Consider the following 22,313-nt stretch of genomic DNA (forward strand, 5'->3'; position numbering starts at 1 on the left):
AGGCGTGCGATCCCATCGATTTTCCTATTTCTTGAGCGCCATGCCCACGCCCTTGCAGACGAACTTCGTTGTATAGGCCTGCTTGTAATCCAGATCGCCGGGCTCAACGCCAATCGCCACCATATCGTCAAAGAACTTCTTGTATCTCTCGTCGGTCATGCAGCCGATGCCCTTGGTCAGAGCTTCACCCGATTCAAGAATGCCGTATTCTTTCATCTTCGCGATGGAAAAAGCGATCTGACCATCCGTCATCTCCGGATTATCTTTCTTGATCAGGTCGTTACCAGCCTTGTTGTCACCGTAAAGGTAAGTGTACCAGCCCTCCAGCGTGGCATCGACGAAGCGCTGAACCATCTCCGGCTTTTCATCGACCGTCTTTTGCATGGCTGTTATCATCGTCGAATAGGGTGCGTATCCCGCGTCAGCCAGCAGAAAGACCTTCGGCTTCCAGCCCGTCTGCTTCTCGACCTCATAGGGTTCCGAGGTCAGGTAGCCTTGCTGTGCAGATTGCTTGTCGGCGATGAACGGTGCCGGGTTGAACGTGTAGGGCTTGTATTGCTCTTCCTTGAACCCTGGATAGTTCTTCTTCATCCACTCGAAGTAGGTTGCGAAGCCCTCCTTGCCCATGAATATGGTCGTCAGCTTGCTCATGTCGCCGAACGTTTCGATCCCAGCGTCAGGGTGCGCCATCAGCATCTGTGGATCTTTCTGGAACAGCGAGGCAACACCGACCACCGGAATTCCCTCCTTGCGCGCATCCATGTCACCCAACTGACCACTCATGTAGAAATCGACTTTTCCGGCAAACAGAAGAGACCGGTTGGCGGCATTTGGACCGCCCTGGACGATGGTCACCTTCAGACCATGCCGCTCATATGTGCCATCAGCTACGGCCTGATAAAAACCGCCATGTTCAGCCTGTGCCAGCCAGTTCGTTCCATAGCTGACCTCGTCAAGTGCGGATGCGGGCTGGGCGGATAACGTAGCGGCGCACAATCCCAATGCGGCCACGCAGCTCTTTGTCTTGGAATCTCTGAACATTTTGAATCGTTCCCTTTTACAGGCATCGTAGGCGTGCCCGTTCCCTTTCATTTGAGCGGTTGCATTGATCTTTGAAAAGCATCAAAATTCGTGCGCATTGATGCCTTTAGAGCATCGCTTCCAAAACGAACTGCCGAAAAGGGCAGCGCGTCTTAAAATTGAGCAGAGGACTTTACCGGTGCTGCATTCGCGGAAACTTCGCTACATCGATGAGATTGCCAGATGCGGCTCGATCCGCAAGGCTGCGGCCAGGCTGAACGTGGCATCCTCGGCGATCAACCGTCAAATTTTGGCGCTGGAGGAAGAGTTGGGTGCGCCAATCTTCGAGCGCATGCCGCGCGGATTGAGGTTAACCGCGGCAGGGGAGTTGTGCATCGAGCATATCCGCGAGGTTCTCAAGACCTATGAGCGGATGGAAGGGCGTATTCGCGGATTAAAAATGCCCCAGGCAGGCAAGGTGTCGATGGTCGCGACCGTTGGGCTTGCCGCAGGACCGTTGCCGGAGATTGTCGCCAGCTTTATCGCCAAGTATCAAAGAATACACGTCCATCTGCGAAATGATGGTCCGTCAACGACAATTTCACCGGTGCTGGCCGGCGAAGTGGATATCGGCCTGGGATTTAATATCCCCGCTACGCCCGGCATTCGGACACTCGCCAATTTCGACATACCGATTGGCGTCGTGATGCCGCCCGGGCACCGATTGGCGGGTGACGGACCCATCGATCTTGCCGATGTCGCACAGGAGCCTCTGGTTCTGGCACAGTCCGGCACCAGTCTTCGTAACGTCATCAATCTGGCGTTCGCGCCGCTTTCTGTCGCTGTGCAGCCCGTGGTGGAAAGCAACGCGTCCGACATGCTCAAGCAGTTGGTCAAGCTTGGAACGGGACTGACGCTGCTCAATCCTCTCGATGTTTTAGCGGAATGCCGTCGAGGGGAGCTCGTCTTCCGGCCATTGGCTGGCCCACATTCCCGGCACCAGCCGATGAAGCTCTTTGCGCGTTCCCGCTCTTCACTCGATACGGTGACAAGTCTGTTTGTTGAGTTTCTGCTATCCCGATTGTCAGAGCTTGTGACGGAGTTGGAGGCAAAGGGCCATGTGCCGCCACAGCGTCAGCCGGACAAAGGCGAAGCTGCTCACTTCACATAGAGGTTGTCCAGTGAATAGTCTGACAGATCGCGCAATAACTCGACGAAGCCCGCGACCTGATGGCGACATATGGCGGCGCCCTTGGTTGCTGTTGCGGCGGCCGCATTTCCGACGACGCCGTGCGGATTGAGATCATGGGCAATCCAGGCAAGGGAGTGCGGTGGAAGGGGCTGTAAAAGCCGGGACTGTTCTTTCATCCATTCGGCCTTGGAGATGAAGTTTTGGGCGTGCTCCATCCGCACGAGGTCAGGACGGAAGTGCAGCATCAGCGATGTCTCGACATCACCGCCATGAATTCCGAATTTCTGCTCATGCTCGGAGATCAAGCCCTCCGGATTGCCGAAGCGGCCCCACTGCGTGCTGACGACCGCCATGTGATGTTTGACACGCAGCTCGCGGGCAACGATGCTCATGATATCGACATTTCCGCCATGGGAATTGACAATCACCATTTTGCGAAGGCCCGCCTCCGCGACCTTCGCACCAATCGCGGTCCAGGCCGGAATGAGGATTTCGGCGCCGAACGACAGCGTCCCCGGTCCGTAAACATGCTCGTTGGCTTTACCGATTTCCTGTGTCGGCAGAACAAGGAAATCAAGGTCATCCGGTCGCTGAACTTTGAGTTCCTCCAACATGCCGTTTGCAATTGCAACGTCGGTTGCCACCGGCAGATGTGGGCCGTGCTGCTCCGTCGACGCGATCGGCAGGACAGCAATGGTTCGATCGACGGACAAGCCTGCAAAATCGAGGGTGTTCAGTTCATTCCAGTAAAACGGCTTTCCCATTTCGCTTCCCTGTCCCAATCTTTTCTGAAGCAGGCGTAAGAGATCGACAGACGCTCGAAAAGCATCAATTTTCGCCCAGCGCGATGCTTTTTTGCGCTCGCACTCCGCTTGTTCATGATCGGCGATTGGAATGATTTGCGTGACAGATGAACGCTGGATGCCTTCTTTTTTTGCGATTTTTATTGTGCATCATAATTAGGCTTGACGGCCGCGGAATTAACGGTTTCACTGGAACCAATTCGAAATTGGTACGAACCATTGGATCAAAAGACTTCTGTCAGAGCACCAGAAAACTCCAACTACGCGCTGGAGAGGTTACGTGAACTGTTGCGGGTGACAACAATGTCCCCTGACGGCAAATTACCGACCGAGAGACTGCTATCAGAGCGTTTCGGTCTGGGCCGACGGGAGATACGCAGAGCGCTGGAGGTTTTGGAAGCCGAGGGGCTCATCTGGAGAAAGCAGGGTGCAGGTACATTTCTAGGACAGAAACCCGATAGCTGGAGCGAGCACGCCGCTAGCCTTGTATCTGGAACCAATTTCATGGAAATCATGGAAGTGCGCCTGCGGATAGAGCCGCAACTCGCACAACTGGCCGCCATGCGGGCCAAAAATGCTGACATCGCCCGTATGCGGGAGCTTCGCGACAAAATCTACGAACGCACAGATGCAGACTGGCGCGAGCTTTGGGATGGCTCGTTGCATCGATTGATTGCGCAGACGGCTGGTAATCAGCTTTTTCTGTCGCTTTTCGATGTCATCAACCGCGTTCGCCAGGACCCGGTTTGGCAGGCGGTGCGCGAACGTGCCCGAAAGCAGGACAGAACGCTGAAAGAATCGCGCGACCAGCATACGGATATTATCGAGGCGATCGCTTCACGAGACCCGGAGCGGGCGGGTGAGGCCATGCGCAATCACCTGCTGACGCTTCAGGAGCGGTTGATCCGCCAGACATCGATGGTCGCGCAGGACGCGCCTGCCACCGTGCAGGAGACCGATCCGCGCTAACACGGACAATGCCATAATCAGAGACCGGAAAACCGGCCGATTTCCACCCAAACCACCAAGGGAACAGACAAAATGAAACGCTTAGCTAGACTTTCCGGACTGCTTCTCATTGGCACGTTGCTGGCAACACCGGTGCTGTCGGCGGATCTGCGGATCGGCCTGATGGACGATGCCGATGTGCTGGACCCCGCTCAGTCCCGGACATTCGTGGGTCGTATTGTCTATACGAGCCTTTGCGACAAGCTGGTTGATCTCGACAACAATCTCGCTGTCATTCCGCAGCTTGCGACCAAATGGGCGTGGGGCGACAATGGCGGAACCTTGACGATGGATCTGCGTGAAGGCGTGGTCTTCCATGATGGTACACCGTTCAATGCCGAAGCGGTCGTCTACAACATCGATCGCAACATGACGTTGCCGGAATCGCGCCGCAAGAGCGAACTGGCCTCCGTCGCGAAGGTCGAAGCGACCGGACCGTACCAGGTCAAGTTTACGCTGAAGAGTCCGGATGCCAGCTTGCTTGCGCAGCTTTCTGACCGTGCAGGCATGATGATTTCGCCAAAGGCTGGCAAGGAACTGGGTGCCAACTTCTCCAAGAACCCGGTTTGCTCGGGCGCCTTTAAATTCGTTGAGCGCATTCAGCAGGATCGCATCGTTCTGGAGAAGTTTGCCGATTACTGGAACAAGGACAACATCTTCATCGACAAGGTCACGTTCCTGCCCATCCCGGATACGACCGTGCGTCTCGCCAACCTGCAATCGGGAGATCTTGATCTTGCAGAGCGTATTTCGGCGTCCGACGTCGCTGCCGTCAAGGCGGACGACAAGTTGAATTATGGAGAGGTTGTCGGTCCCGGCTATATGGCTCTGTATGTCAACATCGGCAACGGCGCCAAGGCCGACAATCCGTTCGGCAAGGACAAGCGCCTGCGTCAGGCATTCTCACTCTCTATCGACCGCGAAGCGATCAATCAGGTGGTGTTCGAAGGGACTGCGATGGCGGGCAACCAGCCTTGGCCGCCAACCAGCCCTTGGTACAACAAGGACATTCCCGTTCCCGCGCGCGATGTGGACAAGGCAAAAGCGTTGATGAAGGAAGCCGGTTTCGAAAAGTACGAAATCGAACTTCAACATGCCAACAATACAACGCAAACGCAGGCGATGCAGGTCATCCAGTCCATGGCCGCCGAAGCCGGATTTGATGTGAAGCTGAAGGCCACGGAATTCGCGACGCTTCTGTCTGAGCAGACAGCGGGCAATTACGTGCTGTCACGCTCCGATTGGTCCGGCCGTTCCGACCCGGATGGCAACATCCACCAGTTCGTGACCTGCAAGGGTGGCATCAACGACACCAAATATTGCAACCCGGAAGTCGACAAGTTGCTGAATGAGGCGCGTGCATCGACGGACAATGCCGTGCGCAAGACAAAGTACGATGCGGCGACGAAAATCCTGGATGAGGATTTGCCGCTGATCTATCTCGGCCATCAGGCGTATCTCTATGCCTATTCCAAAAAGATCACCGGGTTTACCCCATCCGGCGACGGCATGATCCGCCTGGCGGGCGTCAAGAAAGCCGACTAAGTCTGCCGCGTGCACATGGCGAGACGCACCCATTGGCTGCGTCTCGCACTCCCGGTCCAAGAGCCTTGCCCGTATAAGGACTTGCTTTTATGCATATCTACATCGCCAAGCGGCTGCTGGTAGCGATCCCGACGCTGCTGATCATTTCCGTCTTTGTTTTTTCGCTGCAGAAGCTTTTGCCGGGTGATCCTATCCTCGCCATGGCCGGAGAAGAGCGCGATCCCGCCGTCATCGAGCTGTTGCGGGAAAAATACCGGATGAATGATCCGGTCGTTTACCAGTATTTTTACTGGATCGGGTCGGTTGTCCAAGGCGATTTCGGCGTATCGCTTCGCACCAACCAGCCCGTTCTGGAGCTTGTGGCCGAAAAGCTGCCGGTGACGATCCAGCTCGCCCTGATGTCGATGTTCTTCGCCTTTGCCATCGGTGTTCCCATGGGCATTCTGGCCGCTGTCAAACAAAACACCTGGATCGACTACGTCGCCAATATCGTCGCCCTGTCGGGGCTGTCCATCCCAAATTTCTGGCTGGGCATCATGCTCATCCTTTTCGTATCCGTACAGCTTGGCTGGCTTCCGGCGTCTGGTTACGAGTCCATTTTTGTCGATCCCGTGAGGTCGCTGCAAACCATGATCATGCCCTCCTTCGTATTGGGAACCGGGCTTGCGGCAACACTCATGCGGCACACGCGCTCCTCCATGCTATCGGTTATGAAGTCGGATTATATTCGCACCGCACGCGCCAAGGGTCTTTCCACGCGTGAAGTCGTGCTCAGCCATTCCTTCCGAAATGCGCTTCTACCAGTCATTACGCTGACAGCGCTGTTGTTCGGGGAGCTTCTCGCCGGTGCCGTTCTGACCGAGCAGATTTTCACCATTCCCGGTTTCGGCAAGCTCATCGTCGATGCCGTGTTCAACCGTGATTACGCGGTGGTGCAAGGCGTGGTCCTGTGCACGGCGGTCGGGTTCATCTTCATGAACCTGTTGGCCGATGTCGTGACGGTCCTGCTCAACCCGCGCATGAGGGCAACCCTATGAGCCTGTCCGTAGAGGCAATTCCTGCCGAAAAGCCCAAGGCTGCCCAAAGCAGGGCGTGGAAAAAGATGAAGCGTAATCGCAGCGCGATTGCCGGGCTCATCATCATCGCCTTCTTCACGCTGCTTGCGATTGCAGCACCCGTCTTGCCATTGGCGGACCCGGTCGCAACAAGCTGGGGAGCCATTCGCAAGGCGCCCTCGGCAGCGCACTGGCTTGGCACAGATGATATCGGTCGAGACGTTCTGTCGAGAATGATCTGGGGTGCGCAGGCATCCTTGATGGCCGGAGTGGTCTCGGTTGCGATCGCCGTGTTGCTGGGTGTGCCGTTCGGGCTTGTGTCGGGCTATTTCGGCGGCTGGGTCGATCAGGTGATCTCGCGCATTACCGAAGCGTTTCTTGCCATGCCATTTCTCATCATGGCCATTGCACTTGCCGCGTTCCTCGGGCCGAGCCTGACCAATGCCATGATCGCCATCGGTCTGTCAGCGATGCCGATCTTCGTGCGACTGACACGGTCGCAGGTCATGGCCATCAAGACCGAGGACTATATCGAAGGCGCGCGCTCCATCGGTCTTGGCCATGGCGATATCATGCTGCGCTACATCCTGCCCAACATCGTGCCGCCCATCATCGTGCAGGCGACTCTGACGGTGGCGACAGCCATCATCGCGGAGGCCAGCCTGTCGTTTCTGGGGCTGGGCCAACAGGCACCGGCGCCAAGCTGGGGCTCGATGCTTAACGTCGCCAAGAACTTTCTGACGCAAGCGCCATGGATGGCGATGTGGCCTGGGGCCGCGATCTTCTGTGTCGTGATCGGGTTCAATCTGCTGGGCGATGGTCTGCGCGATGCGCTTGACCCACGCGAAAACTAGGAATTTCCAAAGGAAACTGTCATGAATGCTTTCACCACACGGCCTGAAATTCTCGGTACCTTCGGCGTCGTTACCTCAACCCACTGGATCGCCTCTGCTGTCGGCATGAGCATTTTGGAAAAAGGTGGAAACGCCTTCGATGCGGCCGTTGCGACGGGTTTTGTGTTGCAGGTTCTCGAACCGCATCTGAATGGACCGGGTGGCGACATGCCGGCCATCATCTACTCGAAGAAAAAAGACAAGGTCGAGGTCATCTGTGCGCAGGGTACGGCGCCTGCGGCGGCCACCATCGAGCACTATAGCGCGGAGGGTATCGATCTTATTCCTGGAGACGGCCTGCTGGCTACGGTCATTCCCGGTGCGTTCGACGGCTGGATGCTGATGCTGCGCGATTACGGCACGATGTCCGTTCGTGAGGTGCTGGAGCCATCGATCTATTATCTCGAACACGGTCACCCACTCTTGCCGCGCGTGGCGGCGACCATTGAAGGGCTCGCCGATTTCTTCCAGAAGGAATGGCCGACATCCTACGAAACCTGGCTACCGGGCGGTGTCGCGCCCCAGCCCTTGTCCAGCTTCAAGAACCCGGTTCTGGCGCAGACATGGAAGCGGATCATTGCGGAAGCCGAGGCAAAGACAGGCCGTGAGGCTGGTATCGACGCGGCCCGTGACGCGTTCTATCGCGGTTTTGTTGCAGAGGCGATCAGCGACTATCTGAAGACGGCGGAGGTGATGGATGCCAGCGGTCAACGGCACAAGGGCGTGCTCACCGCCGACGACATGTCCAACTGGACGGCCACCATAGAAGAGCCGACGACGTATGATTATCACGGCTGGACGATTGCCAAGACAGGCCCTTGGGGGCAGGGGCCGGTGCTTCTGCAATCCCTTGCGTTGCTGAAGGGCATCGATATCGGTGCGATGGACCCGGCAGGCGTCGATTTCGTCCACACTGTGGTGGAAGCCATGAAGCTTTCCTACGCTGACCGTGAAGTCTATTACGGTGATCCGGAACATGCACAAGTTCCAATCCAGACCCTGCTTTCAGATGGATACAATGACGAACGCCGCAAACTGATTACCGGTAAGGCGTCGATGGATCTGCGGCCCGGTCGTATCCCCGGTTTCGATACACAGCATGATCTCACCATGGATATGCTGAACACGATGGCCGGGGTGGGTGCCGTCTATGAGCCGACCATGTCGCACCTGACAGAAAAGCGTGGCGATACCGTGCATATCGATGTCATCGACCGCGAAGGCAACATGGTTTCGGTCACGCCATCGGGCGGCTGGTTGCAGTCTTCGCCGATCATTCCGGGCCTCGGCTTTTGCCTCAATTCGCGCGCACAGATGTTCTGGATGAAACCCGGCCTTCCGACATCATTGGCGCCGGGCAAACGTCCACGCACAACGCTGACGCCATCACTCGGCCTGTTCGAGGGCAAACCGACACTGGCTTTCGGCACGCCGGGGGGCGATCAGCAGGACCAATGGCAACTGGCCTTCTTCCTGCGTTACGCGCATTTCGGGATGAACTTGCAGCAGGCTATCGATCTGCCGTTGTTCCATACCACGCATTTTCCCGGCTCGTTCTATCCACGTACGCGTCAGCCCGGCAATGTGATGATCGAAAGCAGCATTGGCGAGCAGGCTCTGGCCGATCTCAAATCCCGTGGACACGATGTTACCGCAGCCGATCCCTGGACGGTGGGTCGCCTGACGGCTGCACGGCGGGATGCGGATGGCCTTCTCAGAGCTGCCGCCACGCCGCGTCTCATGCAAGCCTACGCCGTGGGGAGATGACGTTATGGCCGAAGTCGTGAAAGCATCGTCGGGCGAAACCGTTCTTTCGGTTCAAAACCTGAGCACCGCCTTTTTGGTCGATGGTGAGTGGAAGACCGTCGTTCGTGGCCTGTCCTTTGAAGTGAAGGCCGGTGAAACAGTCGCCATCGTCGGCGAAAGCGGCTCCGGCAAAAGCGTCACGTCCCTGTCGGTCATGCGTCTGCTGGAGCCACGATCCAGCCGCATCGACGGCAAGGTGCTGCTTGGCGGGAAAGATATTCTCACCATTTCCGAAAAAGAAATGCGCACAGTGCGTGGCAACGACATGGCGATGATTTTTCAGGAGCCGATGACATCGCTCAACCCGGTCTTCACCATCGGGCGACAGATTTCAGAAGTCCTGACGCGGCACAAGGGCATGACCAAGGCGCAAGCCCGTGCAGAAACCATCCGGCTCCTGGAAAAGGTGCGTATACCCAACGCCCAAGGCCGCTTCGACGAATATCCGCACCAGTTTTCGGGCGGGATGCGCCAGCGTGTGATGATCGCCATGGCGCTGGCCTCCAAGCCGAAGCTGTTGATTGCAGATGAGCCCACGACCGCGCTTGATGTCACGATCCAGGGACAGATCCTCGACCTCATCAAGCAGTTGCAGGAAGAGGAAGGTATGGCCGTTCTTTTCATCACCCACGATATGGGGGTCGTGGCAGAAATTGCTGACCGCACCATCGTGATGTTTCGGGGCGATCAGGTGGAAACAGGCGAGACAGCCGACATCTTCCATCGCGGGCAGCATCCTTATACGCGTGCCTTGCTTGCAGCCGTTCCCAAACTTGGCTCCATGGAGGGGCATGACTGGCCTTTGCGCTTCCCGCGCGTCGATACGTCGAGCGGCGTGATCTCCGAGGCCAAGGAGGTCCCTAATACTGTTGAAGGCGGATTGACACCCGTTCTTTCGGTCAAGAACCTCGTAACGCGTTTTGATGTCGGATCGGGCCTGTTCGGTCGAAAGACCGGTGCCGTGCATGCCGTTGAAAATGTGTCTTTCGACCTGTTTCAGGGTGAGACGCTCTCTCTGGTCGGCGAGTCCGGCTGTGGAAAGTCCACGACAGGGCGCTCGATTGCCCGTCTGGTGGAGCCGCGTAGTGGGGATGTGACGCTGGATGGTTTCGATGTCCTCAAGCTCGATCAGGTCGCACTCCGTAACATGCGCCGAAGCGTTCAGATGATTTTTCAGGATCCGTTTTCCAGCCTCAATCCGCGCATGACGGTGGGTTATGCCGTGGCAGAACCGATGATCAAGCACAAGATCGCGGTGCCTTCGCAGGCAAGACAGATGGCGGCCGATCTTTTGGAGCGCGTTGGCCTGTCGGCATCGATGATGGACCGGTATCCGCATGAGTTTTCCGGTGGCCAACGTCAACGCATCGCCATCGCCCGTGCACTGGCACTCAATCCCAAGGTGATCATCGCGGATGAAAGCGTGTCTGCACTGGATGTGTCGATCAAGGCGCAGGTGTGCAACCTGCTGCTCGATTTACAGGAGCAGTTCAAGATCGCATTTCTGTTCATCAGCCACGATATGGCGGTGGTGGAAAGGGTCAGCCACCGGGTTGCGGTCATGTATCTTGGTGAAATTGTCGAAATCGGTCCTCGTGCCTCGATTTTCGCCAATCCGCAACATCCCTATACCAAGAAGCTCATGGCCGCGGTGCCGGTGCCGGACCCCGCAAGAAGAGGTTTACGCCGCAACGCGCCGATTGATGAACTCAAAAGCCCAATTCGTCCGATCGGTTACATGTCGCCCAAGCGAACCTATCGCTCCGTTTCGCCGGGACATCAGGTTTTGCTGGAAAGCACGTGAGCGCAAAAGGCTCGGCCTTCGGACGGCTTGAACGCCGCGTTGTCCAGTCTGCGCGCGCGGCGGCGGCAAGGACCGCTACATAACGTTTCAGGACCCGTGGCCAAACCCCATCGGCCCGGTCATCCCGCGAGAACGATAGGGGTAAAGAACGATGACCGTGATCTTCAGCCAGAGTTTCAATCGCACGCTCGATGAGCTGGTAGAGCGCGCTGTCCCCGGGCAATTTCTGGAGGCCTGGACTTTCGATGATTCGAGCAGCAGGCGGGATACCGAGCGACGGTTGTTGGAAAAAGGCGTCATGTCCCGCATCCACTGCGCTTACAAGCCGTTGCTTCATGCTTTTCTGGAAGAGATCGATCTGACAGGTGTCGAAACCATTCAGATTCAATATCCCGTCCACACGCAGGCGCCCGTAAACCGCTTCCGGCTCGAAGCCTACCCTTTGGCGGCGTTGGTTGGAAATGCCAAAATCGAGTTCGTCCCGCGTGAGGATGCGGCGTTTTTCTATCATGTGGTTCTGACGCGCGCGTACGGATCCGAAACACTGAAGATCATGGCTCCCAATCGCGTCCATGTCGATATTGTCGGGCAAACCAACGTATCGCCCACAGGTTGGTTGCGGCGTGGCAACGACGAGGTCGGAGAGCGTTTGGAGACAGATTACGAGCGTCTGTTCGGAAGCGCGATCGATGCCGTTACAAAACATGATTGGGGCAACGAAGAACCGTATTTCGAAGAGCTGAATCTTCGGATTGGATACCCCTCCGATGATGCGCCGCTCTCGGTTGGCGATGAGACGGTCAGCGTGCGGGAGGCGCTGCATGAGGATCTCTACTTCTCGCTTCTCGAATTCTTCCAGAAAAAATCGGGGCGCCCGCTTGGTGATCGTGGCCTCACGCCCGGCCAGATTGTTCCTGAAGTCATCAAAAGCGACGCGGAGATTTCGGTTCACATCCAAATCCGCCCACTTGAAAAAGAGTTCGTGGATGGCGCGCATCAGCCCATTGCGACAGCCACCGCGCCTCTTGCTGCCGACCAGATTTCAAGCTCGCTGAGCGAGTTGGGCGGCGAGGAATTTGTTGCCGTTGCAAGATCAGGCCGATGCGTTATGGCGGCTTATCGCGGGGGTAGCGACGCCGCTGTGATGATCAGTGGTGGGCAGCACGCCAATGAGACGACAGGCATCGTCGGCGCTCTTCGCGCGGCGCACGTGCTGAATAACCGGGCTGACGCTCATTTCACGATATCACCGCTGGAAAATCCTGATGGATATGCCATCCATCAGCGGTTGCGTGTCGATAATCCCCGACATATGCATCACGCTGCCCGTTATACCGCGCTTGGCGATGACCTCGAATATAGGACACGCGAGACATCAGGAGCCCATCTGAACGAGACGGAGATCCGGTTCAGGGCGCAGGAACTGAGTGGTGCGGCACTGCATATCAACCTGCACGGCTACCCCTCACATGAGTGGACCCGGCCACTTTCTGGCTACATACCCCGTAATTTCGCGATGTGGACGTTGCCGAAGGGGTTTTTCCTCATCGTCCGGCATCACTCCGACTGGGCTGAGCAGGCGGAAGCTTTGCTCGATAAAATTACTCGGCGTCTTGCTGTGATTCCCGGTCTTCTTGATGACAACAAGCGCCAGATCGGGCTCTATGAGATCCACGCAGGAGAAACCGGTTTTCAGATCATCAACGGCATCCCTTGCCTGACGTCAATCGACGACCGCCACGCCGTTCCGATCACGTTGATCACCGAATATCCTGACGAAACGATCTATGGAGAACCCTTTATCACAGGGCATACCGCGCAGATGCAGACAGTCATATCGGCTTACGAGGCGTGGCAAGAGATCATGACATCTAATTTTCAGGCCGGCATTTAGATCATTCGCTCCAACCAAGCCCCCCGATGGGACTGGCTCAGAAGTGCCACCACCATCGTGGAAGTGAAAAGTCCGTCACATCCACTGGTCGAAGCCTTTAGACCTTGAGTCTTCAGGCGGGTTTGATGTACTTGGCTTTTCGGGTACGACAGGTGGGCTAGGTGAGCGGTGAAAACAGCGGTCTGAAGGGATCAGATGAAGAGCGAGGCCGGTTTGCTGAAAAGCCGAGCCAAATCCCGTTACGCGGCTATCGTGACGTTGTCTGGCGCGTCTTTTTCGAGTTCTTCGAGGACCGCGTTACGCTGATCGCCGCTGGCGCCACGTATTATTTGCTTCTGGCGCTATTCCCGGCCTTGGCAGCCCTTGTTTCCCTTTACGGGGTCTTCTCCGATCCTGTCACCATCGCAAAACACATCGCGTTTTTGTCCACGGTGCTGCCTCCAGGCGCATTCGATCTCATTGTCGGTCAATTGGACGGTTTGTCCCAACAGAAGAGTTCGACGCTGAGCATCGGGGTTATCACCGGCTTTCTCGTCGCGCTCTGGAGTGCCAACAACGGCATCAAGGCGCTTTTCGAAGCCATGAATATTGCCTATGGCGAGAAAGAAAAGCGCGGGATCATCAAGCTCAATCTGAACTCACTGCTGTTTACCTTCGGCGCACTGATCATCGCCATTGCCTTGATCACAGCTGTTGGTATCGTTCCTGCCGTGCTCGCCTATCTCTGGCTCGATCAATGGACCGAGTTTCTAGCCAAATTCGCCCGTTGGCCCCTTCTTCTTCTTCTCATCGGTTGCGGCATCACGATGCTGTATCGCTACGGTCCGAGCCGCGCACAAGCCAAGTTCCGGTGGCTGACCTGGGGGGCAATCTTTTCGACCACCCTGTGGTTGGCTGCATCCGTTCTTTTCTCCTTCTATCTGGAAAAATTTGCGGACTACAATGCGACTTACGGGACGTTGGGTGCCGTGATCGGTCTGATGGTTTGGACATGGATATCGGTGATTATCCTGATCCTGGGTGCTGAGATCAACGCCGAGTTGGAACATCAGACAACAATCGATTCGACGACGGGCCATCCGCTGCCAATGGGCAGCCGTGGCGCCCATGTTGCCGATACCGTAGGTGAGGTCAAAGATTAGGTTGGGGCTGACTGGCGTTCCTGTTGATGGTCAGACCGTCATGTCGGCGCCGGATGACAAATATCGAGAAGTGTCATTGCAGCCTTGCTGGCATGACGTTCCTTGTGCCTGAGCAGACGGAATTCGCGGATGCGTGTCTGGAATCCGACTTCGCATAACTTGCCGCTTTCGATATATTGCTGCGCGGCGAGGCGCGACACGGCTGCAGCGCCAGTGCCTGCGAGCAAGGCGCAGAGGATGGATTCGTTGGATGGCAAGACCAGCACGATGTTCAACCCGGCCGCTTTAACGCCCATGCCGTTCAAGGTTTCCTCGAAGGCGGAACGGGTGCCGGACCCGACTTCGCGCATAACCCACTGACCGCCTCTTATATCGTCGGCAGCAAGGGCTTTTTTGCCCGCCCAGGGATGGGAGGGGCCGACCACGACGACCAGTTCATCATGCGCCATGATCGAAGCCGCGAGCGCGGGTTCGTCGAGTTCACCCTCCACAAAGCCGATATCGGCTTCGCCGCTGATGACGGCGTCCGCGACAGTGCGCGTATTGCCGATCGTCAACTGCAAAGCGATACCGGGAAACTTTTTGTGAAATTCCATCAGACGTGGCGGTAACCAGTAGCTGGCGATGGTCTGGCTGGCAAAGACGCTGAGAGAACCCCGCTGCATACCGCCAAGTTCGTTGAGGATGAGTTCGACGGACCGAGACCGGGCGAGAAGCTTACGGGCTTCTTCGAGGAAAATAAGCCCGGTGCTGGTCAACTCGATCCGCCGGCCAATCCGGTGAAAGAGTTCGACACCATAATGTTGTTCGAGGCTGCGGATCGAAGCACTCACCGCCGAGGGCGTCAAATGGATGGCGGCGGCCGCCTTGGTCAGATGCTCACGTTCCGCGACTGCGACAAAAATTGCGAGTTGTTCGAAGGTCATAGGAAATCGTTCTGTTTTTCTGAATGAAACGTAGAATATTATTCGATGGAAGTAAATTAAATTAGCTGAAAAAACCGTTTCACCGTATCAGCTGAGATTGCCTCCGATGAATTTTTCCAAAGTGCGCCAAATCATTCCGGGCCTTGTCGTCTGCACCTTGGTGGCGTTCGCAGCCTATGTTCTGGCGTGGGTGCAGCACGCGCTCTTGGGCGCGGGGTTCCTCGAAGCACTCGTCTTTGCGATCCTCCTGGGCATCGTGACCCGAACGTTGTTTTCGGACCAGAAAACATGGCGCCCCGGCATCAATTTCAGTTCGAAGTCATTGCTGGAGATTGCTATTGTCCTTCTCGGAGCGTCGATCAGTTTTGCGACCATCAGGAGTGCGGGCCTTACGCTGATCATCTCGGTCGTAGCGATCGTGACACTGTCGATCTATGTGAGTTTTGCTGTTGCCCGCGTTTTCGGTCTGTCGCGCCGGCTTGCGATGCTGATCGCCTGCGGGAACTCTATCTGCGGTAATTCTGCGATTGTCGCGGTTGCGCCTGTCATTGAGGCCACGTCTGATGAGGTGGCCTCGGCGCTCGCCTTTACGGCAGTCCTTGGTGTCGCCTCGGTTCTTCTTTTGCCGCTGTTCTATACGTATGCGGGCATGGGCGCTGCGCAATATGGCGCCCTTGCTGGTCTGACCGTCTACGCCGTTCCGCAAGTTCTGGCCGCCGCGACACCTGCGGGTCTGGTCGCGGTCCAGACGGGCACTGTCATCAAGCTTCTGCGCGTCCTCATGCTCGGGCCGGTGATCTTCACACTGGGTATTTTCGAAGGGAAAGCTGCCCGGCGTGAGGGACGCTCGACCTCCCGCCATCATCTTGTGCCGTGGTTCATCATCGGTTTCATGATTGTCGTTGTTATCAGGTCTCTGGGACTTATTCCGCCCGATGCCGTTACCCTGCTTCTGACCATCTCCAGCGGCCTGACCGTGGTCGCGATGGCGGGACTAGGCCTTTCTGTCGATATCCGAACGGTGGCAAGCGCGGGAGGGCGAGTTATCCTTGCCTCATCAATCTCGCTGCTGCTGCTCGTGGCCGTCAGTTATTTCGTCGTCATTTCCGCGCTTCAAGCGTCGTGAAGTCGCGCCATCTCTCAAGACGCGACTTCGAACCGCCCGAATGCTCCGCGTGCAAAGCACAATGGTTCCCCGTTGCGGTAGGTTGCGCGAAGAACGCGGCCTAGAAGGATCGAATGATCGCCGCCATCGAAGATCGATGCGCGCTCGCACTCGAAACGGCTAAGCGTGCCCGGGATGATCGGAACACCTTCTGCATTACCGTCCCATGCCAGATTTTCAAAGCCAAGTCCGCCTCGGGTAAAGCGACTGCTGAGATCATTTTGATCCGCGGCGAGTACATGTATCGCGAAGTGTGTGGCACCAGTAAAGATATCGTGCCTGGAAGACGTTTTGGCTGGTGACCATAATATCAGCGGCGGATCGAGTGAAACGGACGAAAAACTGTTTACTGTCATCCCGATTGGCCCCGCCGGCGTCAGGACGGTGACGACCGTCACGCCGGTCGGGAAATTTCCAAGCGCGGTGCGAAGGCTACGCGTGTTTGCAGCATCCGGAACGAAGCTATGCTCATCATGCACAGACATGCTGCTAGTGGATGACATCAGGGCACCTCATGACCTTTGGCCAATGTGTAGAGTTCAAACCACATCTGCCTGTCCATAACCACCTGGTTTGCCTGAAAGATCGCGGCGATGCGCGTCAGGTTGTTGGTTCCCAGTACCGGCAGGATTTTGGCCGGATGCCGAAGCAGCCAGGCAATCGCGACAGCGGCGCTATCGACACCCTGATCGTTGGCAATGCCTGCCATGGCATCGGCAAGGGCTCCGCCTGCCGTCATCAAAGAGCCGCCGCCAAGAGGTGACCAGGCCATCACAGCGAGGTTCCGTTCCTGAAGAAAGGCCAGATCGCCGTTGGTAAAGGCCGATGTTTCGCCGAGGCTGAGCTCTATCTGGTTGGTGACCAGTTCGCTTTCCATGTGTGTTTGTAACAGCGAAAAATCCCAAGGGCGGAAGTTCGAAACACCAACACTGCGAACTTTTCCGGACGCCACCAGTTGATCAAGGGCTGCACCCGTTTCGTCAGGGTCCATAATCGGATCGGGTCGATGGATGAGCAGCAGGTCGATATGGTCAGTCGCCATGTCGCGTAGCGATGCTTCCACCGACGCATTGATATGGTCTGCCGAGGTATCGTAATGCTTGACGCGCGCGCCAGAGTGGCGACCCGCCGGGGCGACAATGCCGCATTTCGTCACGAGTTCGACCTTGTCGCGTAGCGATGGTGATGCCTTGAACGCTTCCCCTAAAATCGCTTCGGCCGTATATCCACCGTAGATATCCGCCTGATCGAGCGTGGTGATGCCCTGCGCAAGGCATGCCTCGATCTTGGCCTGGACATGAGCCGCGGAGGTGTCATCGTCGTTGCCTACGCGCCACATGCCATAGACGATGCGGCTGAGCGAAATGTCGGGTGTGAGTTCGATGCGATCCATCAGTGACGGTCTCCATTTCCAAGGGGTGTTGCGGGTGTCGCGGCTGGGACGCGCCCGTGCACATGCGGCAGGGAGCAGGTCTTTAGGTGCGGCAGGACCTTGCGACCGAAATGCTCTGCTTCTTCCAGATGTGGGTAGCCGGAGAAGATGAAGGCTCGAATACCCATCTTCTGGTAGTCTTCAATCGCGCTCATGATCTGATCTGTCGATCCGACGAGTGCAGCGCCACAGCCGGAACGCGCACGTCCGATGCCCGTCCAAAGGTTGGGCTCGATATAACCGAACTTGTCCGCCAGCTCACGTGCCTTTGCCTGATGCGCTACACCAAGTGAGATGCTGTCATGAGCGCGGTTACGGATCAACCGGCCATATTCGTCGTCCAGTCTGGATACCAGATGTTCAGCATATTCCTTCGCTTCTTTTTCGGTATCACGCACAATCATGTGAACGCGCAGGCCATAATCGAGTGTTCGGCCGTGGGCTTGTGCGCGGGCGTGAACCGCACGCATGCGCTCGGCAAGCTGTTCCTTCGTTTCGGGCCACATGAGATAGACGTCACATTGCGCACCGCAAAGTTCCAGTGCGTCTGGGGAATAGCCGCCGAAATAGAGCAGGGGGCCACCGTTTTGCTGGTAGGGGCGGGCCGGCTCGGTCGAAACGCCCTTGAACTGATAGATTTCTCCATCGTGGTCGATTGTCTCGCGCGTCCATGCCTGACGCAGAATTTGCACGACTTCGTGGCTGCGCCTGTAACGATAGGCGCTGTCGGCAACTTCGCCTGGAAAATCAGAGCTGATGATATTCAGCGTCAAACGGCCCTTGAGCATATGATCCAGCGTGGCCACGGTGCGGGCCAGCATGATGGGCTGCATTTCGCCACAGCGTATGGCGGCCAGAAAATTGATCTTTTCGGTGATGGGCGCGCAGCCGGCAACGAAGCTGAGCGTGTCCTGCCCCACCTGATAGGAGGACGGGCAGAGGACGTTGCGAAAACCCAGATATTCGGCCTTCTTGACGATCGAGGAGCAATGATCCCAACTTGAGCGTAACGATCCGTCGGGAACGCCAAGATAGGCATAATCGTCGGAGCACAGTGCCGAAAACCACGACACTTCTGTTGCGTCAAGATCCGCAGATGTTACAGGTATAATCGTCATGAAATCCTCCTCACAGGACATTGCCCAATTCAGTAACATTCGCTATTTAGTAAATCAATAATGCATCAATTTTTTCTGTCGATGACCGGGAGGGGTTGAGAATGAGGAGTTCCAAAGGAAGTTTGCCCGTATATCTCCAGATCGCCGAGACATTGGTTCGGGATATAACGGCTGGCCGACTGATCGACGGCGAGAAGCTCCCCCCGGAGCGTAAGATGGCGAACACCCTTGGGATCGCTGTGGGAACGTTGCGAAAGACGCTCGCCGAGCTGCATACGCGTGGATTGCTGGAGCGCATTCAAGGGTCAGGTAATTATATTCGTGCAGTCACGGACCCCAAAAGCGTTTACGCCATGTTTCGATTGGAGTTGGTCAACGGCGGCGGCTTTCCGACCGCAGAAATCCTGAGTGTCAGCCGCCAAACTAAACCAGCGGAGCTGCCACCCTTTGGTTCATCCGATGAGGGACATCGCATTCGCCGGTTGAGGCGAATAGCGGGCGAGGCCGCCGCGATCGAGGAAATATGGCTCGATGGTTCCTACATCGACAGCATTGCCGTTTCTGACCTGTCTGAATCCCTCTACCTCTATTACAGAACACGGCTTGGGCTGTGGATCGCGAAAGCGGAAGACCATATTGGTCTGGGTCACGTACCGGACTGGTCTCCCGCTGCGTTCGGTCCCAAATGCGGCGAATCCATGCCTCATGTCCTGCGGATCAGCCATTCACACGAAGGCGTGACGGCAGAGGTTTCCCACACCTGGTTCGACCCCCGCATTGCGCGATATGTCAACCGGCTGAAATAGAATTCCATGGGGTGTTCCATCTGGATAAAAAACGAGTTGTCTCACGCGGAAATTTAAAAATATTTCGAATTGTTATTGCAAATCAATGGGGATTTTTTAAATTCAAACGAAATAAATTAAATTGATACAGTATTGATTTCATTAGATCATTGCGTATGCTGATTTTAAGAGGAGCCCAAAGCATTGCCGCCGCGGGTTGGGTGATTAGGAATGGCATCAGTTACGCTTACTAAGCTCGAAAAGAGCTACGGCGCATACCCCATCGTCAAGGGTCTCGACCTTGAGATCGGTGACGGAGAGTTCGTTGTTTTCGTGGGCCCTTCCGGCTGCGGAAAATCAACAACCTTGCGGATGGTTGCCGGTCTGGAGTCCATAACGGGCGGCGAAGTGAAAATCGGCGATCGTGTCGTCAACAGGCTGGCGCCGCGCGAGCGTGACATCGCCATGGTCTTTCAGGACTACGCACTTTATCCGCATAAAACCGTTCGTGAAAATATGGGTTTCAGCCTGAAGGTGCGGGGTATCGCTGCGGGCGAGGCTGCAACGCGCGTCGAAGACGCCGCCAACATGCTGGGGATTTCCCATCTGCTGGATCGGCGGCCCGGCCAACTTTCAGGCGGCCAACGCCAGCGTGTGGCCATGGGGCGCGCCATCGTGCGCCGCCCGCAGGTTTTTTTGTTTGATGAGCCTTTATCAAATCTGGACGCAAAACTGCGTGGCCAGGTGCGCACCGAAATCAAGAAACTGCACCAGTCTCTCGGCACGACGATCATCTACGTCACGCACGATCAGGTCGAGGCGATGACGCTTGCGGATCGTATCGTTATCCTGAAGAGTGGCGAAATCGAGCAGGTCGGAACGCCGGATGAGGTCTATAATCGCCCGGCCAGTGTTTTTGTCGGCGGCTTCGTCGGTTCCCCCGCGATGAATTTTGCAAAAGCCAAGGCCGATGGCGGCAATCTTGTTTTTGCGAACGGTGACAGCCTGCCAATCTCTGCGCTGCGCTCAGCCGGTCATGCTGCTGCTATCGATGGACGAGCGTACATTGTCGGCATTCGCCCGGAACATTTCAGCACGGACTCGTCGCAGGTATCATTAACGTGCCATGTTCAGGTTGTCGAACCCTTGGGATCCGACACACTGGTTCATTTCACCTTAGGCACGGAAATGCTCACGGCGCGTATGCCGCCTGAAACGCGAATAAAGGCGGGTGAGACGTTGAAAATCGGTGTGGACCCGGCAAAAGTCCATCTCTTTGATGCAGAGACGGAACGCGCAATTTAAAAACAAAATGTCGCGCGGCGAGGAAAATCGACAGCGTGGGACAACAAGCGGGAGGAAAACATGACTTTGACGAGATTAACCGGCGCTCTTTTCTGCGGTACGATGCTGGCTTTTGCCATGCCAGCCGCAGCCGAGACGACATTGAGCATTTATATTTCCAGTCAGCACCAGCCTCAGGTCTGGCGTCAGGCGCTCGATAAGTATGAGGCCGCCAATCCCGACATTAAGGTGAAGATCGAAACCGGTGGCAATACATCCGAAGCGCAGGCCCAGTACCTCAATACGGTCATGTCTGCGAAGGATACTTCCCTGGATGTGCTGATCCTCGACGTCATTCGTCCTGCGCAATTTGCGGCGGCTGGCTGGACCAGCGACTTTGCCGACAAGGATATGTCGGCCTATCTGCCAGCCTACGCTGGCGCCAACACGGTCGATGGAAAAGTCATTGCACTGCCAGCCTTCGCAGACTCGCAGTTTCTCTACTATCGCAAGGACCTCCTTGAAAAATACGGGATTCAACCACCCAAGACGTGGGACGAGTTGCAGGCCGCAGCCAAGAAGATTTCTGAAGGTGAGGGCAATGCCAATCTCCAGGGACTGTCCTTCCAGGGCAAGGCGATCGAAGGCGCGGTCTGCACCTTCCTGCTGCCCTACTGGAGCCAGGGCAAGAATCTCACGGAGAACGGTCGTCTGACATTTGATCGCGATGCTGCTGTCAAGTCGCTGAGCCTCTGGAAAAGCTTTGTTGACGAGGGTGTTTCCAAGAAGAACATAGCTGAAGTCGGCACCGATGATACCCGCAAGGAATTCCAGGCTGGCAATGCCATTTTCGCAGTCAACTGGTCCTACGCTTGGGCGCAGGCTCAGGGAAAAGAATCCGCCGTGGTTGATAAGGTCGGCGTGGCGCGTCTGCCAGCTGTGACGGGTGGAGAACAGGCAACCTGCCTGGGCGGCTGGGAATGGGGCGTATCGGCCTATTCCCAGCATCAGGATGAAGCCAAGAAGCTGGTCGAGTATCTGTCTTCTCAGGACGTGTCCAAGTTCATGGCGGTCAACGGTTCGCTGCTGCCGACTTATGCCGGCCTCTATAAGGATGCCGATGTTCTGAAGAGCGCGCCATGGTTTGCAGATGCGCTTCAGGTTGTGGAGACAGCCAAACCGCGTCCGGTCACACCGCGATATAACGAAGTCAGCGAGGTCATCCGCACGACCGTTAACTCGGTTCTCGCCGGTGTGTCCACGCCGGAGCAGGGCGCAGACCAGATTGAGGCACGCTTGAAGCGGATATTGCGCTAACACGTGACCTGATCATCATCTCCCCCTCCTGTTGTAAGGTGGGGGAGACACTCTCCAAAATGGTCCGACCGCCGGAGGCGACGCTATGAATCGTCGCCGGACCTTTCAATGTCTCGGGACAAAA

The 22,313-nt window shown here is 56.5% G+C and carries 19 protein-coding genes; 13 read left to right on the top strand and 6 right to left on the bottom strand.

Annotated elements, in window-relative coordinates:
• Positions 1-24: 24 nt before the first annotated feature.
• Positions 25-1,041 (bottom strand): ABC transporter substrate-binding protein, encoded by a 1,017-nt coding sequence (locus GGQ73_RS02215; protein WP_183893606.1) that lies wholly within the window; start codon positions 1,039-1,041, stop codon positions 25-27.
• A 178-nt stretch (positions 1,042-1,219) separates the two neighbouring features.
• On the opposite strand from GGQ73_RS02215, the gene GGQ73_RS02220 reads away from it, so the two are divergent.
• The gene (locus GGQ73_RS02220) at positions 1,220-2,191 is read left to right on the top strand and encodes a LysR family transcriptional regulator (protein ID WP_183893607.1); all 972 of its coding nucleotides are present in this window, start codon (positions 1,220-1,222) and stop codon (positions 2,189-2,191) included.
• On the opposite strand, the gene GGQ73_RS02225 is transcribed toward GGQ73_RS02220, so the two are convergent.
• The gene (locus GGQ73_RS02225) at positions 2,179-2,976 is read right to left on the bottom strand and encodes a creatininase family protein (protein WP_183893609.1); all 798 of its coding nucleotides are present in this window, start codon (positions 2,974-2,976) and stop codon (positions 2,179-2,181) included. The two genes, GGQ73_RS02220 and GGQ73_RS02225, sit on opposite strands and share 13 nt — an antisense overlap.
• A gap of 342 nt (positions 2,977-3,318) precedes the next feature.
• On the opposite strand from GGQ73_RS02225, the gene GGQ73_RS02230 reads away from it, so the two are divergent.
• From GGQ73_RS02230 to GGQ73_RS02265, 8 genes are all read left to right on the top strand, one after another.
• Positions 3,319-3,984: a FadR/GntR family transcriptional regulator gene (locus tag GGQ73_RS02230; protein ID WP_210290007.1), complete on the top strand. Its 666-nt coding sequence runs from the start codon at positions 3,319-3,321 to the stop codon at positions 3,982-3,984.
• Positions 3,985-4,056: 72 nt separating this feature from the next.
• On the top strand, positions 4,057-5,568 hold the full coding sequence (locus tag GGQ73_RS02235) for an ABC transporter substrate-binding protein (protein WP_183893613.1): 1,512 nt from the start codon (positions 4,057-4,059) through the stop codon (positions 5,566-5,568).
• A gap of 89 nt (positions 5,569-5,657) precedes the next feature.
• The gene (locus GGQ73_RS02240; RefSeq protein WP_174154714.1) at positions 5,658-6,605 is read left to right on the top strand and encodes an ABC transporter permease; all 948 of its coding nucleotides are present in this window, start codon (positions 5,658-5,660) and stop codon (positions 6,603-6,605) included.
• On the top strand, positions 6,602-7,477 hold the full coding sequence (locus GGQ73_RS02245; protein ID WP_183893615.1) for an ABC transporter permease: 876 nt from the start codon (positions 6,602-6,604) through the stop codon (positions 7,475-7,477). The genes GGQ73_RS02240 and GGQ73_RS02245 overlap by 4 nt, the downstream gene beginning before the upstream one ends.
• Before the next feature lie 21 nt (positions 7,478-7,498).
• Positions 7,499-9,283: a gamma-glutamyltransferase family protein gene (locus GGQ73_RS02250; protein WP_183893617.1), complete on the top strand. Its 1,785-nt coding sequence runs from the start codon at positions 7,499-7,501 to the stop codon at positions 9,281-9,283.
• 4 nt (positions 9,284-9,287) lie between these two features.
• Positions 9,288-11,126 carry an ABC transporter ATP-binding protein gene (locus tag GGQ73_RS02255; protein WP_183893619.1) on the top strand — a complete coding sequence of 613 codons (1,839 nt, stop codon included), beginning with the start codon at positions 9,288-9,290 and terminating at the stop codon, positions 11,124-11,126.
• 151 nt (positions 11,127-11,277) lie between these two features.
• On the top strand, positions 11,278-13,020 hold the full coding sequence (locus GGQ73_RS02260; protein ID WP_183893621.1) for a M14 family metallopeptidase: 1,743 nt from the start codon (positions 11,278-11,280) through the stop codon (positions 13,018-13,020).
• A 161-nt stretch (positions 13,021-13,181) separates the two neighbouring features.
• Complete coding sequence (locus GGQ73_RS02265; RefSeq protein ID WP_183893623.1) at positions 13,182-14,162, top strand: YihY/virulence factor BrkB family protein; 981 nt, start codon at positions 13,182-13,184, stop codon at positions 14,160-14,162.
• A gap of 38 nt (positions 14,163-14,200) precedes the next feature.
• Here GGQ73_RS02265 and GGQ73_RS02270 read toward each other — a convergent pair whose 3' ends face one another.
• On the bottom strand, positions 14,201-15,088 hold the full coding sequence (locus tag GGQ73_RS02270) for a LysR substrate-binding domain-containing protein (protein WP_183893625.1): 888 nt from the start codon (positions 15,086-15,088) through the stop codon (positions 14,201-14,203).
• A gap of 106 nt (positions 15,089-15,194) precedes the next feature.
• On the opposite strand from GGQ73_RS02270, the gene GGQ73_RS02275 reads away from it, so the two are divergent.
• A complete protein-coding gene (locus tag GGQ73_RS02275) occupies positions 15,195-16,214 on the top strand; it encodes a YeiH family protein (protein ID WP_183893627.1) in 1,020 nt (339 codons plus the stop codon).
• A gap of 14 nt (positions 16,215-16,228) precedes the next feature.
• On the opposite strand, the gene GGQ73_RS02280 is transcribed toward GGQ73_RS02275, so the two are convergent.
• Genes GGQ73_RS02280 through GGQ73_RS02290 form a run of 3 tightly spaced genes read right to left on the bottom strand, consistent with a single transcriptional unit; the run spans position 16,229 to position 18,803 of the window.
• On the bottom strand, positions 16,229-16,756 hold the full coding sequence (locus GGQ73_RS02280) for a flavin reductase family protein (RefSeq protein ID WP_183893629.1): 528 nt from the start codon (positions 16,754-16,756) through the stop codon (positions 16,229-16,231).
• Positions 16,756-17,646: an aldo/keto reductase gene (locus GGQ73_RS02285; RefSeq protein WP_183893631.1), complete on the bottom strand. Its 891-nt coding sequence runs from the start codon at positions 17,644-17,646 to the stop codon at positions 16,756-16,758. Before GGQ73_RS02285 ends, GGQ73_RS02280 begins: the two co-directional genes overlap by 1 nt.
• Positions 17,646-18,803, bottom strand: a complete 1,158-nt coding sequence (locus tag GGQ73_RS02290) for an LLM class flavin-dependent oxidoreductase (RefSeq protein ID WP_183893633.1) — start codon at positions 18,801-18,803, stop codon at positions 17,646-17,648. The genes GGQ73_RS02285 and GGQ73_RS02290 overlap by 1 nt, the downstream gene beginning before the upstream one ends.
• A 101-nt stretch (positions 18,804-18,904) precedes the next feature.
• On the opposite strand from GGQ73_RS02290, the gene GGQ73_RS02295 reads away from it, so the two are divergent.
• The 3 genes from GGQ73_RS02295 (at position 18,905) to GGQ73_RS02305 (ending at position 22,189) form a co-directional block, all read left to right on the top strand.
• Positions 18,905-19,609 carry a GntR family transcriptional regulator gene (locus tag GGQ73_RS02295; protein ID WP_183893635.1) on the top strand — a complete coding sequence of 235 codons (705 nt, stop codon included), beginning with the start codon at positions 18,905-18,907 and terminating at the stop codon, positions 19,607-19,609.
• A gap of 210 nt (positions 19,610-19,819) precedes the next feature.
• Positions 19,820-20,893 (top strand): ABC transporter ATP-binding protein, encoded by a 1,074-nt coding sequence (locus GGQ73_RS02300; protein ID WP_183893637.1) that lies wholly within the window; start codon positions 19,820-19,822, stop codon positions 20,891-20,893.
• A 60-nt stretch (positions 20,894-20,953) separates the two neighbouring features.
• Complete coding sequence (locus GGQ73_RS02305; RefSeq protein ID WP_183893639.1) at positions 20,954-22,189, top strand: ABC transporter substrate-binding protein; 1,236 nt, start codon at positions 20,954-20,956, stop codon at positions 22,187-22,189.
• Positions 22,190-22,313 lie beyond the last annotated feature (124 nt).

Origin of the sequence: Rhizobium skierniewicense, assembly GCF_014196515.1 — a bacterium.
Taxonomy (GTDB): Bacteria; Pseudomonadota; Alphaproteobacteria; order Rhizobiales; family Rhizobiaceae; genus Agrobacterium; species Agrobacterium skierniewicense.

What these genes read in the sequence shown, in the direction of transcription:
- GGQ73_RS02255 (WP_183893619.1), top strand. Translation starts at nt 9,288, where the DNA reads ATGGCCGAAGTCGTGAAAGCATCGTCGGGCGAAACCGTTCTTTCGGTT.
- GGQ73_RS02305 (WP_183893639.1), top strand. Translation starts at nt 20,954, where the DNA reads ATGACTTTGACGAGATTAACCGGCGCTCTTTTCTGCGGTACGATGCTG.
- GGQ73_RS02230 (WP_210290007.1), top strand. Translation starts at nt 3,319, where the DNA reads ATGTCCCCTGACGGCAAATTACCGACCGAGAGACTGCTATCAGAGCGT.
- GGQ73_RS02215 (WP_183893606.1), bottom strand. Translation starts at nt 1,041, where the DNA reads ATGTTCAGAGATTCCAAGACAAAGAGCTGCGTGGCCGCATTGGGATTG.
- GGQ73_RS02275 (WP_183893627.1), top strand. Translation starts at nt 15,195, where the DNA reads ATGAATTTTTCCAAAGTGCGCCAAATCATTCCGGGCCTTGTCGTCTGC.
- GGQ73_RS02270 (WP_183893625.1), bottom strand. Translation starts at nt 15,088, where the DNA reads ATGACCTTCGAACAACTCGCAATTTTTGTCGCAGTCGCGGAACGTGAG.
- GGQ73_RS02295 (WP_183893635.1), top strand. Translation starts at nt 18,905, where the DNA reads ATGAGGAGTTCCAAAGGAAGTTTGCCCGTATATCTCCAGATCGCCGAG.
- GGQ73_RS02225 (WP_183893609.1), bottom strand. Translation starts at nt 2,976, where the DNA reads ATGGGAAAGCCGTTTTACTGGAATGAACTGAACACCCTCGATTTTGCA.
- GGQ73_RS02240 (WP_174154714.1), top strand. Translation starts at nt 5,658, where the DNA reads ATGCATATCTACATCGCCAAGCGGCTGCTGGTAGCGATCCCGACGCTG.
- GGQ73_RS02285 (WP_183893631.1), bottom strand. Translation starts at nt 17,646, where the DNA reads ATGGATCGCATCGAACTCACACCCGACATTTCGCTCAGCCGCATCGTC.
- GGQ73_RS02245 (WP_183893615.1), top strand. Translation starts at nt 6,602, where the DNA reads ATGAGCCTGTCCGTAGAGGCAATTCCTGCCGAAAAGCCCAAGGCTGCC.
- GGQ73_RS02280 (WP_183893629.1), bottom strand. Translation starts at nt 16,756, where the DNA reads ATGTCATCCACTAGCAGCATGTCTGTGCATGATGAGCATAGCTTCGTT.
- GGQ73_RS02300 (WP_183893637.1), top strand. Translation starts at nt 19,820, where the DNA reads ATGGCATCAGTTACGCTTACTAAGCTCGAAAAGAGCTACGGCGCATAC.
- GGQ73_RS02235 (WP_183893613.1), top strand. Translation starts at nt 4,057, where the DNA reads ATGAAACGCTTAGCTAGACTTTCCGGACTGCTTCTCATTGGCACGTTG.
- GGQ73_RS02250 (WP_183893617.1), top strand. Translation starts at nt 7,499, where the DNA reads ATGAATGCTTTCACCACACGGCCTGAAATTCTCGGTACCTTCGGCGTC.
- GGQ73_RS02290 (WP_183893633.1), bottom strand. Translation starts at nt 18,803, where the DNA reads ATGACGATTATACCTGTAACATCTGCGGATCTTGACGCAACAGAAGTG.
- GGQ73_RS02260 (WP_183893621.1), top strand. Translation starts at nt 11,278, where the DNA reads ATGACCGTGATCTTCAGCCAGAGTTTCAATCGCACGCTCGATGAGCTG.